At 31.2% G+C, this 17,472-nt stretch carries 17 protein-coding genes; 6 read left to right on the top strand and 11 right to left on the bottom strand.

Annotated elements, in window-relative coordinates:
* Positions 1 to 3: 3 nt before the first annotated feature.
* Positions 4 to 1,182 carry a lipoprotein N-acyltransferase Lnb domain-containing protein gene (locus APS56_RS05220; protein WP_054725588.1) on the bottom strand — a complete coding sequence of 393 codons (1,179 nt, stop codon included), beginning with the start codon at positions 1,180 to 1,182 and terminating at the stop codon, positions 4 to 6.
* Positions 1,183 to 1,196: 14 nt separating this feature from the next.
* Positions 1,197 to 2,267 (bottom strand): putative type IX sorting system protein PorV2, encoded by a 1,071-nt coding sequence (locus APS56_RS05215; RefSeq protein ID WP_054725584.1) that lies wholly within the window; start codon positions 2,265 to 2,267, stop codon positions 1,197 to 1,199.
* Between the two features lie 126 nt (positions 2,268 to 2,393).
* Between APS56_RS05215 and APS56_RS05210 the strand changes: the two genes are divergently transcribed.
* On the top strand, positions 2,394 to 3,131 hold the full coding sequence (locus APS56_RS05210; protein ID WP_054725581.1) for a CDP-alcohol phosphatidyltransferase family protein: 738 nt from the start codon (positions 2,394 to 2,396) through the stop codon (positions 3,129 to 3,131).
* Between the two features lie 18 nt (positions 3,132 to 3,149).
* Positions 3,150 to 4,028, top strand: coding sequence for a DUF808 domain-containing protein (locus tag APS56_RS05205; protein ID WP_054725579.1), 879 nt, complete (start codon positions 3,150 to 3,152; stop codon positions 4,026 to 4,028).
* Between the two features lie 332 nt (positions 4,029 to 4,360).
* On the opposite strand, the gene APS56_RS16725 is transcribed toward APS56_RS05205, so the two are convergent.
* From APS56_RS16725 to APS56_RS05180, 6 genes are all read right to left on the bottom strand, one after another.
* The gene (locus APS56_RS16725; protein ID WP_082379257.1) at positions 4,361 to 4,525 is read right to left on the bottom strand and encodes a type II toxin-antitoxin system antitoxin; all 165 of its coding nucleotides are present in this window, start codon (positions 4,523 to 4,525) and stop codon (positions 4,361 to 4,363) included.
* Between the two features lie 2 nt (positions 4,526 to 4,527).
* Complete coding sequence (locus APS56_RS17135) at positions 4,528 to 5,016, bottom strand: hypothetical protein (RefSeq protein WP_082379256.1); 489 nt, start codon at positions 5,014 to 5,016, stop codon at positions 4,528 to 4,530.
* A gap of 1 nt (position 5,017) precedes the next feature.
* Complete coding sequence (locus APS56_RS05195; protein WP_054725578.1) at positions 5,018 to 5,878, bottom strand: SPFH domain-containing protein; 861 nt, start codon at positions 5,876 to 5,878, stop codon at positions 5,018 to 5,020.
* 348 nt (positions 5,879 to 6,226) lie between these two features.
* Positions 6,227 to 6,967, bottom strand: coding sequence for an LPS export ABC transporter ATP-binding protein (lptB, locus tag APS56_RS05190; RefSeq protein WP_054725577.1), 741 nt, complete (start codon positions 6,965 to 6,967; stop codon positions 6,227 to 6,229).
* Positions 6,968 to 7,025: 58 nt separating this feature from the next.
* Entirely contained in the window at positions 7,026 to 7,865 is an 840-nt protein-coding gene (tatC, locus tag APS56_RS05185; protein ID WP_054725575.1) for a twin-arginine translocase subunit TatC, read from the bottom strand.
* Entirely contained in the window at positions 7,865 to 8,830 is a 966-nt protein-coding gene (locus APS56_RS05180) for a KpsF/GutQ family sugar-phosphate isomerase (protein WP_054725571.1), read from the bottom strand. Before APS56_RS05180 ends, tatC begins: the two co-directional genes overlap by 1 nt.
* Before the next feature lie 195 nt (positions 8,831 to 9,025).
* On the opposite strand from APS56_RS05180, the gene APS56_RS05175 reads away from it, so the two are divergent.
* A complete protein-coding gene (locus APS56_RS05175) occupies positions 9,026 to 11,230 on the top strand; it encodes an ATP-dependent DNA helicase RecQ (protein ID WP_054725568.1) in 2,205 nt (734 codons plus the stop codon).
* A gap of 608 nt (positions 11,231 to 11,838) precedes the next feature.
* Complete coding sequence (locus tag APS56_RS05170) at positions 11,839 to 12,771, top strand: peptidylprolyl isomerase (RefSeq protein WP_054725565.1); 933 nt, start codon at positions 11,839 to 11,841, stop codon at positions 12,769 to 12,771.
* Positions 12,772 to 12,956: 185 nt separating this feature from the next.
* Here APS56_RS05170 and APS56_RS05165 read toward each other — a convergent pair whose 3' ends face one another.
* Positions 12,957 to 13,511, bottom strand: a complete 555-nt coding sequence (locus APS56_RS05165; protein ID WP_054725562.1) for a thioredoxin family protein — start codon at positions 13,509 to 13,511, stop codon at positions 12,957 to 12,959.
* Between the two features lie 46 nt (positions 13,512 to 13,557).
* Here APS56_RS05165 and APS56_RS05160 point away from each other — a divergent pair, with 46 nt between their 5' ends.
* The gene (locus tag APS56_RS05160) at positions 13,558 to 13,893 is read left to right on the top strand and encodes a tRNA-binding protein (protein WP_054725560.1); all 336 of its coding nucleotides are present in this window, start codon (positions 13,558 to 13,560) and stop codon (positions 13,891 to 13,893) included.
* Positions 13,894 to 13,968: 75 nt separating this feature from the next.
* Here APS56_RS05160 and APS56_RS05155 read toward each other — a convergent pair whose 3' ends face one another.
* Entirely contained in the window at positions 13,969 to 14,355 is a 387-nt protein-coding gene (locus APS56_RS05155; protein WP_054725557.1) for a PUR family DNA/RNA-binding protein, read from the bottom strand.
* Positions 14,356 to 14,508: 153 nt separating this feature from the next.
* Entirely contained in the window at positions 14,509 to 16,266 is a 1,758-nt protein-coding gene (locus APS56_RS05150; protein ID WP_054725554.1) for an ABC transporter ATP-binding protein, read from the bottom strand.
* Positions 16,267 to 16,530: 264 nt separating this feature from the next.
* On the opposite strand from APS56_RS05150, the gene nusB reads away from it, so the two are divergent.
* On the top strand, positions 16,531 to 17,442 hold the full coding sequence (gene nusB, locus APS56_RS05145) for a transcription antitermination factor NusB (protein WP_082379415.1): 912 nt from the start codon (positions 16,531 to 16,533) through the stop codon (positions 17,440 to 17,442).
* Positions 17,443 to 17,472: the final 30 nt, after the last annotated feature.

Below are 17,472 nucleotides of genomic sequence, written 5' to 3'. Positions count from 1 at the left end.
GTTTTAAATCAAACGTTTCTTTAAGTACCATATTAAATACACATACCGTATAAAAAGTGCCGCTAAAAAAGGAATCAATCCAATGGCAAAAATTTGTACCCCAATTATCCAGTGAAGGGTAAGTAAGCACAGTAGTATTACTAATAGTTTTAAATATTTAATAAACCATATGCTCGTTTGCTTTCTTAGTAATTGACCTATTACTAAAATATTTAGTACAAAAGCCCAGAGTAAATTATAATTTTGATGCGTACCAGTGTGGTCTGTTGCAAACCAAAGTAATAAAATTATAATTCCAATAAGCCCAGTAATACTAAACAATAAAACATCTAACCAAATACTTTGTTTCTTTTTTTTGTAATCGGAATAGGTTATTAAAAGTATTACGAGTCCCAAAATTCCAAATACCATTAAAGGACTCGTTATAAAATTTGAGGATTGTGATATATCTACTTTTTTATAAAGAACTTTTGAGTCTTTAATAAGTTTTTTGTTAGAATGCTCCAAAGTAGCAATTTTAAAAAAGGCATGAATGTTTTTTGGTAAAAACATGTGTTGCTCGGAGGTTGCTTTTTTGTCTATAACAGAGCCTAAAGCTAAGTCTATACCAAAACAGCCCCAAGAATTTCTATTGAGATTTTCATGGATTAAGGTTCTAAATGTTTTTTGTTCAAAATCTTGAGGTTTTTTAAAAATGATGGTATTGTTAAGAATTTGTTGTAAAACATCTTTTATTCGAGTTGCGCAATTATCATAAAAGAAATCATATAAATACCTGCGGTTTTCAGGTTTCATATTGTTTAACAAATAGTCAAAAAGTACTTGTTTTTCTTCTGGTGATAAGTTTAAAACTTGCTCTTCAATGGTTCTGTTTTGAGCTATATAATTTTCGAAAAAATCTTCATAATAGTTAAGTCCTATTAAATAATCCAGTTTTCCTTGAGCAAATTTTAAATAAAAGTTTTTAGCTCCAAAATCATAGACACCATAATTAAACACCAAATCAATACCTTTAACTTTGTCTTTAACGCGGAAGCCACTATGTCCAAAAGAGTCGTTTAGTGAAGTTCCTGGGCCTATAGTGAGTACACTTATTTCGGCTTCAGGTGATAGGATATTTTGTTGGGCATGTCCGATAGTGAAAATGGTAATACATGCAGTAAGAAATATTTTTTTTAGCATATTGAATTTATAAATTATCTAAAATAACTAAAATCAATTTTTAATGAAAATACATTGGAATATAGCGCAACACTTTGATCCCCAATGTCTGTAAATGCATAGTCTATTTGCACACCCCGGTATTTAAAACCTAAGCCAAAACTCGGTTGAAAACTTAGTTGTTGACTGTTGTCAAATTGTGTTTCATTCTGAAAATTTCCCATACCAGCACGTAAAAACACCATATCTACATATCCAAATTCAAAACCTAAAGCAGGATTGATACTTGCAAAGGAGGAAGAAATAATATCGTTGTTTTCTTCAAAACGGACATTCAAATTTACGGAAGATAAAAGTGTGTAATCATAATTAAAATCTACTAATTTTGAGAGACCTATTTGTATTTTAGGAATGGTAATTTCAGTAGTTTCAGGTAATTCTTGATTTTGGCCATCAATAGCATTTTGAATTTTAGCAAATTCATTTTTGTCAATACTCCAAGCATTAAACGTTGTGGTAATATCTCTTGCCATAATACCAAATTTCCAATTGTTATTACTTTCAAATTGAGCTCCCAAATCAAACCCAAACCCCCAAGAAGACGCAAAATTGCCAATAACACGACGTATTACTTTGGCATTTACTCCAACGTTAAGGCCTTGAACAGGAAGACTACGGGCATAAGAGAATGTTAATCCATAATCGGCAGTAGAGAATAAGCTAATCCTATCATAATTAATGTTTCCTTGATCATCAATTAGTTGAGTTGTATCCAAAATGTCATCAACGGCAAATCTAATTAACGATATACCAATGACACTTTCTCTATCTAAAGGCATGGCATAAGCGGCATAATCATAATTAGCAATATTGGCAAAATAACTAGAATGCATTAAAGACAATTGATTATCGTCAAGATTTATAAGCCCTGCAGGATTCCAATAACCCGCATTTACATCTGCAGTGTGTGCTGTAACGGCGCTACTCATTCCCAATGCAGCAGCATCTACACCTATATTCATAAACTCGTTAGAGTATTTTCTAACAACCTGTCCTGAAGTATGCGAAGAAATAAATAATATAATAAGTATAGCAATTACCCTCAATTACAATTTTTTTACAAAGATGCACATAATTTATAAACCTATAAACTTCAAATTATAAGAGTTATTGTTTATTACTTGTTTTAGACGACAATTGTTTGTTATTTTTACAAAAATAAATAGCATTTTATGAAACAGCATATACCCAATGCCATTACCTTATTAAATTTACTTTGCGGAAGTATTGCAGCTATTTTTGCCGTAGAAGGGTTTTTTGTGTATGCTGCTTTTTTTGTGTTTCTAGGTATCTTTTTCGATTTTTTTGATGGTTTTTTTGCAAGAAAACTAAAGGTTCAAAGTGAATTGGGACTACAATTGGATTCTTTGGCAGATATGGTAACGAGCGGGCTGGTACCAGGAATTATTATGTATAAACTCTTGGGGCTAACTCTAAACACCTCTGAAATAAATAATGATTGGGGAGTAGGGAGTTTTGAGTCCAATATCTCTATTTTACCTTTTGTTGGTTTGTTAATTACTTTGGGGTCTGCTTATAGATTGGCAAAATTTAATATTGATGAAGAACAACAAAACTACTTTAAAGGTTTGCCTACACCAGCCAATGCGCTTTTGATACTTTCACTACCATTAATTATGGAATTTCAAAACAGTGATGCAATGAATGTTATTATTTTGAACAAATGGTTTTTAATTGCTTTAACAATATTTAGTTGCTATATATTAAATTCTAATATTAAACTGTTTGCTTTGAAATTTAAAGATTATAGCTTTAAAGGAAATGCTTCACGATATATTTTTATGATGTTAAGTTTTATAACTATAGTTGTACTACAGTTTGCAGCTATTCCCTTTGTTATTATACTTTATATTTTCATGTCTGTTTTAGACAATTTAACTACTAAATAGATTTAAAAAACAAAAACTATGGCATCAGGTTTTTTTGCCCTATTAGATGATATTGCCACTTTAATGGATGATGTGGTAGTGATGAGCAAAATCACTACCAAAAAAACAGCAGGTATTTTAGGGGATGATTTAGCGGTAAATGCAGAAAAAGCTACAGGTTTTGTAGCATCAAGAGAATTACCTGTATTGTGGGCTATTACCAAAGGTTCTGCACTTAATAAATTAATTATTTTACCCGTTGCTTTTTTACTTAGTGCATATGCACCTTGGGCTATTACGCTTGCATTGGTGTTAGGAGGTGTTTATCTGGCCTACGAGGGCACTGAAAAAATATATGAGTTTTTTGTGCCTCATAAGCAACAAGTTGAAACCGTTGTGATTGAAGAAAACATTTCTGATGAAGATCTTTTAATTGCTGAAAAAAGTAAAATAAAATCAGCTATTTTGACAGATTTTATTTTATCTGTTGAAATAGTCATCATAGCTTTAGGAACCGTTTTAGGTCAGCCACTTTTATTTCAAGTTTTGGTGGTTACTATAGTAGCCATAATAGCTACTATCGGTGTGTATGGTATTGTAGCACTGATTGTAAGAATGGACGATTTAGGTTATAAGTTGGTTAGCTTTAGTTCTAATAAAAAAAGTATTTCAAAAAGTATTGGTAATTTTTTAATTAGAGCCTTACCAATAGTCATTAAAAGTTTGTCAGTTATTGGAACAATTGCTTTAATATTAGTTTCTGGAGGTATTTTTGTTCATAATATTGATTTTTTACATCATTTTTTAGACATGTTGCCTTCCATATTGCAAGAGTTTATAGTAGGTTTATTAATAGGGTTTGTAGCTGTTTTAATTGTGAAAATTTTCAATTGGGTTGTTTTGAAAGTAAAGAATTGATTGCTTTAGTATGTTTTTAGCTTTCTTAGATATGTAAAAGCCATTAAGTTCTTTTTTATCATGAAAAATAATAGTTTTAACATTTGTATGTGTTTTGTTTGTGGAGCTTGTAAAGACAATCCACAATCCTGTGAGTAAGAAAATTAATGAAACAAAAGATGGTATTATAAATGTAGTAAAGTGGTAAAGGAGCTTTATAAAAACTAAGAGAATATAAATGAGTTAAGGAGTAACACCGCTTGTAAATGATGATTTATTTGTAGATGATTTGATATGATTTTATTATTTCTGCTTTTTCAAGAAGGACCAATAAAAGTAGTTTGAAAATGTATTTATTCTGAATCTTTTTTAGTCAATCGTTTTGATTTTTTTAAACTTTCATTAAGCATCCATTCTATTTGACCGTTAGTGCTGCGGAATTCATCCGCAGCCCATTTTTCAATAGCCTTCATCATATCTTCATTTATGCGCAACGCAAAAGCTTTTTTCTTAGCCATAATTAGTGTTTATGAAAATATCTGCCAATAACATTATCGGCATCTAATTTTTTTTGTGTACCGATTAATAATTTCTTGTTATCTATAAGTATGAGTTGGATGCCAATATTACCTTTAATATTTATTGCTTTTCCCTTTTTAGCAAAAAAGCCACCGTTTTTTAAGCCCCATCCTCCATATTCAAGAAGTGCATTATAGGTTCTTGTTTGAGCATACTTAATGTCTTTCCAAGGAATGGTTCTCATTTTTAAATGCATGGGGTAAAATTGATAATGTATTCCAATTTCATCAATTCTGGTTTTTAATTTTATAACAAATATGAATCCAATAACCAGTAATATAAAGCCAATTGCGATAATACAATGGAATAAGCTCATTTTGTTTTTTAAAAATGCTTTATAAATAATTATTATATATGGAACTGTTGTAATTATCAATAAAACAATTATCCAAGGTTGGTTAAAACGTTGTTCTTCTTTGAAAATTCTCATTTTAATGGTTTAAGGTGCCAGTATTTAACACAGGGGAAGCATCTTTATCGCCACAAAGTATGACCATTAAGTTGCTAACCATAGCTGCTTTTCGTTCTTCATCTAAATCTACAATTTGTTTTTTGCCCAATTCTTCAAGAGCCATTTCTACCATGCTTACTGCGCCTTCAACAATTTTATGCCTCGCCGCTACTATAGCTGTAGCTTGTTGGCGTTTCAACATGGCATTAGCTATTTCTTGAGCATAAGCTAAATATCCAATTCTGGCCTCCAAAACTTCAATGCCAGCAATGGAAAGGCGCTCATCTATTTCTTTTTCAAGGGTTTCACTCACTTCGTTAACGCTGGAGCGCAGTGTAATATCTTCGTCTAAACCTTCATCTGCAAAATTATCATAAGGATACATACTAGCAAGTTTTCTAACGGCGGCATCGGTTTGTACTCGAACAAAGTTTTCAAAATTATCGACATCAAATGCTGCTTTATATGTGTTTTTTACACGCCAAACCAAAATGGTACTAATCATAATTGGGTTGCCCATTTTGTCATTTACTTTTAAGCGTTCACTATCAAAATTGCTCGCACGCAAAGAAATTTTCTTTTTAGTGTAAAAAGGATTTACCCAATATAAGCCATTCTTTTTAATGGTTCCTATGTATTTTCCAAAAAGTAGCAATACTCTTGAGTTATTAGGCTGTACCATAATGAAACCTGGAAGAATAATAAACACTGCCACTAATAATAAAGCAAACATAGCATTTTCTTTGTAGAACGTTAAAAATATACTGCCTATTAAAACTGAAAAAGCTATAAATAGCATGAGATAACCGTTTGCGGGTATAATTATTTTTTCTTCTTTCATAATATTAGTTTGATTTCTATTTGAATTGATATTATTTTGATATCATAAAGATGTAATAAATTTTTATTTTTTTAATAGAAATCACAATATTTTTGGCAAGTGTATATTTTTAATTAGTAGGAGTTAAGTTGCTTAATTAATATTTAGGCATGTGATAAATATCGGGTATAACAAATTTAGAAAGCAGCAAGTTTGTATAGTAGGTTTTTCTAATTTTTAAATTAAAAATTGAAACTTAGTTGTGAGATGCGTTAGTGATAGCAGTGGAAAGCCCACAGCCCAACAGAGTAGGTGCGAGGACTTGGAACGTATAGCCCGACCCTTGTGGAAACGCCCAAATTATTTAATTTAATCGCGAATCTTCTTTTTACGTAATTCAAAGTTCTGACCCAAGTATACCTTACGTACCATTTCGTCGTTGGCAAGCTCTTCAGGTTCACCTGCTTTAAGAATGCTCCCTTCAAACATTAAATAGGTTCTATCCGTAATGGCAAGGGTTTCCTGTACATTATGGTCTGTAATTAAAATACCAATGTTTTTTTTTGTCAATTGTGCCACAATACGTTGAATATCTTCCACGGCAACGGGGTCAACACCAGCAAAAGGCTCATCTAAAAGAATAAAACTAGGGTCAGTTGCTAAGGCACGAGCAATTTCAGTTCTACGTCGCTCCCCACCAGATAATAAATCACCTCTGCTTTTTCTTATATGTTCTAAACCAAATTCTTCTATTAAAGACTCCATTTTATCATGCTGTTCCTTTTTACTAAGTTTAGTAAGTTGAAGTACGCTTAAAATATTATCTTCAATACTTAATTTTCTAAAAACAGATGCTTCTTGAGCCAAATAACCAATGCCATTTTGAGCACGTTTGTACATGGGGTATTTTGTAATTTCAGTATTATCTAAATAAATATGGCCGCCATTAGGTTTTATCAAGCCCACTATCATGTAAAAAGAAGTTGTTTTTCCTGCTCCATTAGGCCCTAAAAGTCCCACAATTTCACCTTGCTTCACTTCAATGGAAACATCCTTAACTACTTTTCGTCCGCTGTAGGACTTCATTAAATTTTCAGCTCTTAAAATCATATATTATATAGTGAACGTTAAAAATAGTAAAATCATATAAACTAATGTGGTGGTGCTTTTAATATTTAACAGTACCTCTTTCTTTTCTTTCTCTTCGTTTTTGATTTCTAATTACAATTTTAGAAATATAAATACTAATTTGATATAAAATCAAAATAGGTATGGCTACAATAACTTGGCTGGCAATATCAGGAGGTGTAATGATGGCAGACAAAATAAGAACACCTACTAAGGCAAATTTTCTGTATTTTTTTAGTAGCTCAGGCGTTACCAATCCTACTTTAGTTAAAAAATAAATAACAATAGGCAATTCAAAAACCAAACCTGAAGCTAAAACAGAAGCTCTAATGAGTCCAATATAGCTATTTAAATCAAAATCATTATGCACACGTTCACTAACTTGATAGGTGCCTAAGAAATTTATAGACAAAGGGCAAATAATGTAATATCCAAAAAGTACTCCCAGAAAAAACAATAATGATGATACTATAATAAAACCTCTAGAATGTTTACGTTCATTTTGATGTAAACCAGGACTTATAAATTTCCATAATTCATAAATTACATATGGAAAAGCAGCAACAAAACCTAAGGTAATGGCGGTCCAAATATGAGCAGAAAATTGACCAGCCATGGTTCTACTCTGGATTTTAAAAGGGAGTTCTTCAAAACAAAAACTCTCATTCATACCTATGTATTGAGAAATATTACAAAGAATTTCATAAGTAAAGAAACTGGCGTTTGATGGTCCAAAAATTAAGACATCAAAAATAAATGATTTGGCTAAAAAAGCCAAAGTAGCTGCAATCATTATGGCAGAAACAGCTCTAATTAAATGCCAGCGTAACTCTTCAAGATGGTCTAAAAAAGACATCTCATTAATATTTTTCTTTGCCATTATATAATACCTTCTTTTATTAAATCATGTAAATGAACAACGCCCGCATAGTTGCCATTTTTTTCAACCAATAATTGAGAAATCCCACTTGTTTCCATAATTTCCATAGCATCAATAGCCATGGCATCTTCATTGATGCACCTTGGGTTTTTAGTCATAATATCTTGGGCGGTTAATTGTGAAAAATCATCAACTTTACTCAACATTCTACGCAAATCACCATCTGTAATAATACCTATAATTTTTTTATTTTCTACAACAGCAGTAACACCAAGCATTTTTTCTGTAATTTCAATAATAACATTTTTAATATTAGTGTCTTTATAAACTTGAGGCTTTTCGTTTATAGAAGATAAATCTAAAACACGTAAGTATAGTTTTTTTCCTAAAGCCCCACCTGGATGGTACTTAGCAAAATCGGAACTTGAAAAACCACGAAGTTCCAACAAACAAACCGCTAAAGCATCACCTAAAACCAATTGCGCAGTTGTACTTGTTGTAGGCGCCAAATTATTTGGGCAAGCTTCTTTTTTCACAAAAGCATTTAATACAAAATCGGCTTGTTGCCCTAAAAAGGATTCTTTATTGCCGGTAATAGCAATAATATTATTTTTAGCTCGCTTAATTAATGGAATGAGAACTTTTATTTCTGGGGTATTACCACTTTTTGAAATACAAATAACAACATCATCTTTGAGTATGGTTCCCAAATCACCATGAATAGCGTCGGCAGCATGCATAAAAATAGCAGGTGTCCCTGTGGAATTTAAAGTAGCCACTATCTTAGAAGCAATAATAGCACTTTTACCTATTCCAGAGATAATAACACGCCCTTTTGTGTTGTAAATAAGTTGTACTGCATCTGCAAAATCTTCATCTATCAGGTGTGATAAGTTTAAAATAGCTTCACTTTCGGTTTTAATAGTTTGTTTAGCAGTACTTATGATAGAATTTTTATTGTTCAAAACTTATTGAATTTTTATAGTTGATGCTTTTAAAGAATTTGTTATCTTTAAAGTTGTTCAAATTAAATTTGAAAATTTCGTTACAAAACTAACGAAAAAAATATGAGGGTTATCTAAATACACTGTAATTTTAATCTATTAATATTAAGATTTTATGGTGTGTTTTTTAAGTTAAATTAATTTTTTAAACAATTCATGTTATTAACTAAAAGTGATTTGCATTCTGCATTAAAAAAATACTTCGGCTTCGGTAAATTTAAAGGGCTTCAAGAGGCTGTTGTTGAGAGTATTCTATCTAAAAATCATACATTCGTAATTATGCCAACAGGTGGTGGAAAATCACTTTGCTACCAATTGCCAGCGTTAATGCAAGAAGGAACGGCTATTGTCGTGTCTCCTTTAATTGCGCTAATGAAAAACCAGGTTGATGCAATACGAGGAATTTCTAATGAAGAAGGGATTGCACACGTGTTAAATTCCTCTTTGAATAAAACGGAAGTAAAACGTGTAAAAGAAGATATTGTAAATGGTGTTACTAAATTACTTTATGTAGCACCTGAATCTTTAACTAAAGAAGAAAATGTTGAGTTTTTACGTTCTGTAAAAGTATCTTTTATGGCTATAGATGAGGCCCATTGTATCAGTGAATGGGGACATGATTTTAGACCAGAATATCGAAATTTAAGACATATTATAAAACGAATAGGTGAATCTATTCCTATTATTGGATTAACAGCAACAGCAACTCCTAAAGTACAGGAAGATATTATTAAAAATTTAGGAATAAGTGGAGCTAAAACATTTAAAGCATCCTTTAATAGACCAAATTTATACTATGAAGTAAGGCCGAAAACAAAAAATGTTGATGCAGACATTATTAGGTTTATAAAACAAAATACAGGTAAATCAGGTATTGTTTATTGTTTAAGCAGAAAACGTGTTGAAGAATTAGCTCAAGTTTTACAAGTAAATGGGGTTAATGCGGTGCCTTATCATGCAGGTTTAGATGCTAAAACCCGCTCTAGTCATCAAGATAAATTTTTGATGGAAGATGTAGAGGTGGTGGTGGCTACTATTGCTTTTGGAATGGGAATTGATAAACCAGACGTTCGATTTGTTATACATCATGATATTCCAAAAAGTATTGAAAGCTATTATCAAGAAACAGGTAGAGCAGGACGTGATGGTGGCGAAGGGCATTGTTTAGCATTTTATGCTTATAAGGATATTGAAAAATTAGAAAAATTTATGTCGGGTAAACCTGTAGCAGAACAAGAAATTGGTCAAGCCCTATTACAGGAAGTGGTGGCTTTTGCAGAAACATCTATTTCTAGACGTAAATTTATTTTACATTATTTTGGTGAAGAATTTGATAACCAGACAGGTGAAGGTGGTGATATGGATGACAATGTTCGTTACCCTAAAAAGAAGCACGAAGCCCAAGACGATGTGAAATTGCTTTTAGAGACGATTAATAACACGAATGAAAAATATAAATCAAAAGATTTAGTTAATGTGCTTATTGGAAAAGAAAATGCATTAATAAATTCTCATAAAACCAACGAGCAATCCTTTTTTGGAAAAGGAAAATACAAAGATAATAAGTATTGGATGGCCTTACTAAGGCAAGCATTGGTTGCAGGATTTCTTAAAAAGGATATTGAAACCTATGGTGTTATAAAATTAAGAGATGAAGGTATGTCTTTTATAAAAAAGCCAACATCTTTTATGATGACTGAAGACCATATTTTTGAAGGAGCTCAAGAAGATGGTAGTATCGTTACGGCTGCAAAAGGAGGAGCTGCTGTAGCTGATGAAGTTTTAATGGGGATGCTTAAGGATTTGCGTAAAAAGAATGCTAAGAAATTAGGAGTGCCGCCGTTTGTTATTTTTCAAGATCCATCTTTGGAAGATATGGCTTTAAAATACCCTGTTAGTTTAGCAGAACTTGGTAATGTACATGGCGTTGGCGATGGAAAAGCTAAAAAATACGGTAAAGATTTTGTGGCTTTAATAGCTACTTATGTGGAGGAGAATGATATTATAAGACCAGATGATTTAGTCGTAAAATCTACAGGGACCAACTCAGCCAACAAGCTTTATATCATTCAAAATATTGATAGGAAATTGCCTTTAGATGATATTGCTTCCTCCAAGGGCATGACTATGGAAGAGTTTATAAAAGAAATGGAGGCCATCGTGTATTCTGGAACCAAATTAAATATCGACTATTGGATTCATGATATTTTGGATGAAGATCAACAAGAAGAAATTCATGACTATTTTATGGAGTCTAACACCGATAGTATTGATGCGGCTATTGAAGAGTTTGATGGCGATTATGATGATGAAGAGCTTCGTTTGTACCGTATTAAGTTTATTAGTGAAGTTGCCAATTGATATTTTGAGAACTCTCCAAAAAAAAGATTGGGCTTTTGTCTTCCCTTTTTTAAATACCTCATTGCGTAGTAAGAGTGATTGAGATAATCTGTTTGTTATTTACTGAAGAGTTAATTTAACTACGGTTAGTTTTAAAAAGGATTTATAGGGTAATGAAGGAAGATTTATAAAGTTCGTTTTTAGGTGTTAAGTTTTGCTAAATTTTAGATTTTAATGGTTCACGGTAACGTATAGTTACATTATTGTTTTTTTTATATAATGTTTAAAATTATGTAGACTTTATTCAGAACAGGCCAATATGATGCCAAACACAATGATAAGTTTCGTTTCAATCAATTTTATTAATTCAATTATTAAATGATTTTTATTAATACAGTTAAGTGCAGCCTCAAATATTAAAAAGCTCACTATCAGAATAATTAATAATACTATTAATAAGGATAGGTTCTTTTAAGGCGTGTTTATTATCAAAAGACGCAAGAATTTTATTGACATTAAATATCAATAAGAAATGATTTATGCAAGCTTATAATTATATAATTAAGGAGCGCAAAACGATAATCTTAAATCATTTCATATATTTGCACTTTTAAATAAAATAACGCATTATGCAAGACGGATTATACGCAAAATTTAATACTTCAAAAGGAGAAATTTTAGTGGCTTTAGAATTCAAAAAAACACCAGGAACGGTTGGTAATTTTGTAGCTTTAGCAGAGGGAAACTTAGAAAACAAAGTGAAACCACAAGGTACACCTTATTATGATGGTTTAAAATTTCATAGAGTAATTCCAGATTTTATGATTCAAGGAGGTTGCCCACAAGGAACTGGCTCTGGAAATCCAGGGTATCAATTTGATGATGAATTTCATCCAGATTTAAAACATGACGGTCCAGGTGTTTTGTCTATGGCAAATGCAGGTCCAGGGACAAACGGAAGTCAGTTTTTTATAACACATATTGAAACGGCTTGGTTAGATAATAAGCATACTGTTTTTGGAAAAGTACAATCAGGTCAAGATATTGTGGATGCTATTGCGCAAGGCGATAAAATTGAGAGTTTGGAAATTATAAGAGTGGGAGCAGACGCCGAATCTTTTAATGCTGTTGAGGCTTTCCGAACATTTGAAGGTTCTAGAGAAAAAAGGTTAGCTGAAGCTAAAGCTGCAGCTGAAGCAGAATTGGATAAAATAGCAGCCGGTTTTAGTAAAACAGATAGTGGTTTGCGTTATCAAATCATTCAAAAAGGAACCGGATCTAAAGCAGAAAAAGGGAAAACAGTTTCTGTGCATTATAAAGGTCAGTTGTCTGACGGAACAGTATTTGATTCGTCATATAAACGTAACGAGCCTATTGATTTTCCATTAGGAATGGGGCAAGTAATTTCGGGATGGGATGAAGGCATTCAATTATTAAGTGTTGGTGATAAAGCACGTTTTGTCATTCCAAGTCATTTAGCTTACGGAAGTAGAGGTGCAGGTGGTGTTATTCCTCCAGATGCGACTTTAATTTTTGATGTTGAGTTGATGGATGTAAAGTAAGCCATGAACAACTTTTTTTGAAAAAAGTTAGTGAATCGTTTATGCTGAGCTTAGTTAAAAACATCTCATTATAAATAAATAATAAAAAAAGCCACTTCATTGTGGCTTTTTTTATGTTAAAATAGAAGAAGTAAGAACTACAAAAAATTGAAATACCCGAAAAAACAAATTCAGTAAGTATGTTTTTACTTCCATTTGATATTACATCCAATACTTGGTTTTTGAATCTGTGTATTTTCTTTATTTTCAATTAAACAATCTAAAGCATGTTTTAAATCGTTTCCAGTTACAGGAAGTCCATTGCCAGGTCTGGAATCATCTAATTGTCCGCGGTATTTTAGTTTCAAATCCTTGTCAAAAACATATAAATCTGGTGTGCAAGCAGCATCATAAGCTTTGGCTATGTTTTGTGTTTCATCATATAAATATGGAAATGGATAGCCTTCGTTTTTAGCATGTATTTTCATGTTTTTAGGACCATCCTGTGGGTAGTTATTGGCATCATTACTAGAAATAGCAATAAAAGCAATACCAGCCTTAGTATACATGTTTGCTATACGCACCAATTGACTATTAACATGAATTACAAAAGGGCAGTGGTTGCAAATAAACATAATAACAGTGCCTTGAACTCCTTTAAAACTGTTAAGGTTTATAACAGAATTAGAAACAGTGTCTAAAAGAGTAAAATCAGGTGCTTTTGTTTCTAAAGGAAGCATATTTGAAGATGTGTTTGCCATAATATAATATTTATTCAAATTTCGTTATAATTTGTATTTTTAAAAAATGAATAACATAATAACTTTTGATGATTTTAATAAAGTTGATTTGCGGGTTGGGACTATTATTGGAATAAATAATTTTCCAGAAGCCAGAAAACCAGCTTATCAACTTACTATTGATTTTGGCGAATTGGGAATTAAAAAAACTTCCGCACAAATTACAACACTTTATAAAAAAGAAGATTTACTAAACAAGCAAATTGTTGCTGTGGTAAACTTTCCTAAAAAGCAAATAGCTAAATTTATGAGTGAATGTTTGATTTTAGGAGCCGTAAACGGGAAAGATGTAATATTGCTAAACACAGAAAACAAAGTTAAAAATGGCAGTGTGGTAAGCTGATTTTATTTGATAAATCCATAAAAAAAGCCGCAGAACTATTTTGTTCAACGGCTTTTCATAGGTATTTAGTTTAGTTTAAATATCGTCAAAATCAATGTCTGTAAAACTATCAGTAGTTTTTGAGTTATCAACTTTGGCAGATATAGAATTGTCGTCGTATTCTTTTTTGAAATCTTTTTGATGACGTTCGCTTATAACTTCATCACCTTTCTCTTCAATAATATAATCGGTCATTTCAGCTAAAATCTCTCTAAATTCTGAAAAGTCTTCTTTGTAAATGTAAATTTTATGTTTTTTGTAATGAAAAGAGCCGTCATCATTAGTGAATTTTTTACTTTCTGTAATGGTTAGATAATAATCTTCAGCTTTAGTAGCTCTAACATCAAAGAAGTATGTGCGTCTTCCTGCTCTTAATACTTTAGAAAAAATTTCCTCTTTCTCCATCATGTCATGTGTACCCATAATCGTAATTGAAATTTATAAAATTGTCATTTTGCTTCTCAAAAATCTAAAAAAAACATGGATTAACCAACAAAATATCGAGTTTCTTTTAAAATCATTTAGTTAATTAAAGTTTTTGTGAAAAATAATATAAAATTTTACGGTATTAGAAACTTAATTAGAGCCGGTGTTTTCACTTAATTGTTTTAAATACAGGTGTTTGTAGTAACCTTCTATATTGATAAGTGTATTGTGGTTGCCTTCTTGAACAATTTTACCATCTTCCAAAACAATAATTTTATCTGCATTTTTTGCTGAAGAAACACGATGACTTACTATGATTGTGGTTTTTCCTTGAGTAATTCTGTTTAGATTTTTTAATATTTTTTCTTCTGTTTCGGTGTCAACAGCAGATAAGCAATCATCAAACAACAATATTTCGGGTTTTTTAATTATGGCACGTGCAATGGAAATACGTTGCTTTTGACCTCCAGAAAGTGTGATGCCTCTTTCTCCCAAAATTGTATCGTATTTTTTATTGAATTTTAGGATGTTTTTATGTACTTGGGCATCTTTTGCTGCTTCCATCACGTCTTGGTCTGTAGCATTATCTTTTCCAAATTTAATGTTGTTTTTTATGGTGTCAGAAAACAAAAAAGCTTCTTGGGGTACATAGCCCACACTATTTCTTAAGTCTGATAGATTGAGTTGATGAATTTTTTTTTCATCAATAAATATGAAACCATTATTAACATCATAAAGTCTGCCTATTAAATCTAAAATGGTGGATTTTCCTGAACCTGTTTTTCCTAAAATGGCTAAGGTTTCACCTTGGTTTATATTAAAACTGACACCTTTTAATGCTTCTATATTGGTGTCGTCATAAGTAAAAAACACATTGTCAAACTTAATGTTTCCATGAATTTTGGTGTGTATATTCACTGTATTTTTAATTTCTGGTTCCAGTCGTAAAAATTCGTTGATACGTTTTTGTGAAGCTTCTGCTTGTTGTACAATAGAAGTTACCCAGCCTACAGTAGCAACTGGCCAGGTAAGCATGTTAACATAAATAATAAATTCTGCTATGGTTCCCAAACTTTCAATTTCACCATTAATATATTGTTTGCCTCCTATATAAATAACTAACAAATTACTAGCGCCAATGAGTAAAATCATCATAGGAAAAAAGAAGGCTTGCACTTTAACTAAACTTAATTGGGTTTGCTTGCTTGCTTCAGAAAGCGTGTTGAAACTTGAAGCTGTATACGGCTCAATACCATAAGCTTTGATTACAGAAATACCACTAAATGTTTCCTGAGTAAAAGTAGATAGTTTTGAAAGGTATTGTTGAACTATAGTACTTCGTTTGTGTATTTCTTTACTTAATTTATAAATAGCAACAGAAAGTATTGGAAGCGGTAAAATAGTATATAGGGTTAGCTTTGGAGCTTCATCAAACATATAAATAAGTGCAATTACAAATAGTGTAATGGTGTTTATACTATACATAATAGCTGGTCCTGCATACATGCGTACGCGTCCAACATCCTCACTAATACGATTCATTAAATCACCTGTTCTGTTCTTTTTATAAAAGTTTAAAGATAGTTTTTGATACTGATTGTAGATTTCGTTTTTTAAGTCATACTCAATATATCTTGAGACATTGATAATGGTTTGACGCATTAAAAATGTAAAAATACCAGCTATAATAGCCGCACCTACAATGTATAGAATGATTTCAATAAGTTCAGATTGAATGGAGCTTTCTCCTAATCCTTTTTGATGTTTTTCTACAACTTCAAAAATCTTTTTAATGTATCGAGGTGTGAATAACAAAAAAATCCGAGCAATTATAGTAATTACAATTCCAATTAAAAGGTGTTTTTTGTATTTTAAAAAGTATTTGTTAAGGTGCTGTAATTCCTTCATTTACAGTTTGGGTTGTTATTAAGTAGAATGGCGCTTCCATTTGAGTTAGCAAAGATAAGGCAATAAAAACAAAAATTAGGTTTATAGGGATTGCTTGATTGTTAAATATAATCTAATTTTAGAATTGGATAATAAATGAATAAAATCAGGTTATTCATTTAAAATAATATTATTTTTGCCAACTGAAAATGGATAAAAATAACCCATTAATAATTAAAGTTCTTTGTAAGTATGTTAAATAGAAGACATATTCGTATAAAAGTAATGCAAACAATTTATGCTTTTAAAGGTAGCGAAAGTGATGATTTAAGTAAAGACCAAAAATTTTTGTTGTTTAGCATTGATAATATGTATAATTTGTATTTACTTTTATTGTCGCTTTTAATCGAGGTTCAAAAAAGAGCCGAAGACGATCTTCAAAAAAAACAAAAGAAACATTTAGCTACTGCTGCAGATAAAGATCCGAACAGAAAGTTTGTAAACAATCAAGTATTCCAGTTTATTAAAGAAGATTTATCTTTAAAAAATGCTTTTGAAAAGAACAATATAAATTACTGGGATTTAGATGGTGAGTATGTTGAAGTTATATTCAAAGCAATTATTTCCAGTGATTTGTATCACGAATATATGGCAACAAGAGTTTCTGATTTTAAGGAAGACAAGGATTTTGTTGTAGATATTTTTAAAGATATTATAGCTCCCAATGATAAGTTATACGACTATATTGAAGATAAAAATTTAACATGGCTTGATGATTTACCAACGGTAAATACTACAATTTTAAAACAACTTAGAAAACTTAAGTCAAATCCAATAGATAATTACTTTGTACCCAAGCTGTATAAAGATGATGATGATAAGCAATTTGCTATCCAATTATTTAGAAAAACACTTCTAAATACAACAGCATTAAATAAAGAAATTGATTTAAAAACCCAGAATTGGGATTCTGATCGAATTGCTGATGTGGATTTTGTATTGTTACAAATGGCAATTTGTGAGCTTCAAAAATTTCCATCAATACCAGTAAAAGTTACTATGAATGAGTATTTAGAAATAGCTAAAGAATATTCCACTCCAAAAAGTAGTATTTTTATAAATGGTATTTTAGACAAATTGGTAAAAGAATATGAAGCAGACGGTAAGCTCAATAAAGTAGGTCGTGGTTTGATGTAAGATAATGTTAACAAATTAATAAAAATTTTA

It is taken from the genome of Pseudalgibacter alginicilyticus, assembly GCF_001310225.1.
Lineage (GTDB): Bacteria > Bacteroidota > Bacteroidia > Flavobacteriales > Flavobacteriaceae > Pseudalgibacter > Pseudalgibacter alginicilyticus.
Note: the sequence above shows the minus strand (reverse complement) of the source record. Positions and strands in the feature narration are given on the sequence as shown.

Bases quoted from the DNA above. Each gene is read 5' to 3' on its own strand.
- APS56_RS05220 (WP_054725588.1), bottom strand. From the start codon at position 1,182: ATGCTAAAAAAAATATTTCTTACTGCATGTATTACCATTTTCACTATC.
- APS56_RS05210 (WP_054725581.1), top strand. From the start codon at position 2,394: ATGAAACAGCATATACCCAATGCCATTACCTTATTAAATTTACTTTGC.
- APS56_RS05205 (WP_054725579.1), top strand. From the start codon at position 3,150: ATGGCATCAGGTTTTTTTGCCCTATTAGATGATATTGCCACTTTAATG.
- APS56_RS16725 (WP_082379257.1), bottom strand. From the start codon at position 4,525: ATGGCTAAGAAAAAAGCTTTTGCGTTGCGCATAAATGAAGATATGATG.
- APS56_RS17135 (WP_082379256.1), bottom strand. From the start codon at position 5,016: ATGAGAATTTTCAAAGAAGAACAACGTTTTAACCAACCTTGGATAATT.
- APS56_RS05195 (WP_054725578.1), bottom strand. From the start codon at position 5,878: ATGAAAGAAGAAAAAATAATTATACCCGCAAACGGTTATCTCATGCTA.
- lptB (WP_054725577.1), bottom strand. From the start codon at position 6,967: ATGATTTTAAGAGCTGAAAATTTAATGAAGTCCTACAGCGGACGAAAA.
- tatC (WP_054725575.1), bottom strand. From the start codon at position 7,865: ATGGCAAAGAAAAATATTAATGAGATGTCTTTTTTAGACCATCTTGAA.
- APS56_RS05175 (WP_054725568.1), top strand. From the start codon at position 9,026: ATGTTATTAACTAAAAGTGATTTGCATTCTGCATTAAAAAAATACTTC.
- APS56_RS05170 (WP_054725565.1), top strand. From the start codon at position 11,839: ATGCAAGACGGATTATACGCAAAATTTAATACTTCAAAAGGAGAAATT.
- APS56_RS05165 (WP_054725562.1), bottom strand. From the start codon at position 13,511: ATGGCAAACACATCTTCAAATATGCTTCCTTTAGAAACAAAAGCACCT.
- APS56_RS05160 (WP_054725560.1), top strand. From the start codon at position 13,558: ATGAATAACATAATAACTTTTGATGATTTTAATAAAGTTGATTTGCGG.
- APS56_RS05155 (WP_054725557.1), bottom strand. From the start codon at position 14,355: ATGGGTACACATGACATGATGGAGAAAGAGGAAATTTTTTCTAAAGTA.
- APS56_RS05150 (WP_054725554.1), bottom strand. From the start codon at position 16,266: ATGAAGGAATTACAGCACCTTAACAAATACTTTTTAAAATACAAAAAA.
- nusB (WP_082379415.1), top strand. From the start codon at position 16,531: ATGCAAACAATTTATGCTTTTAAAGGTAGCGAAAGTGATGATTTAAGT.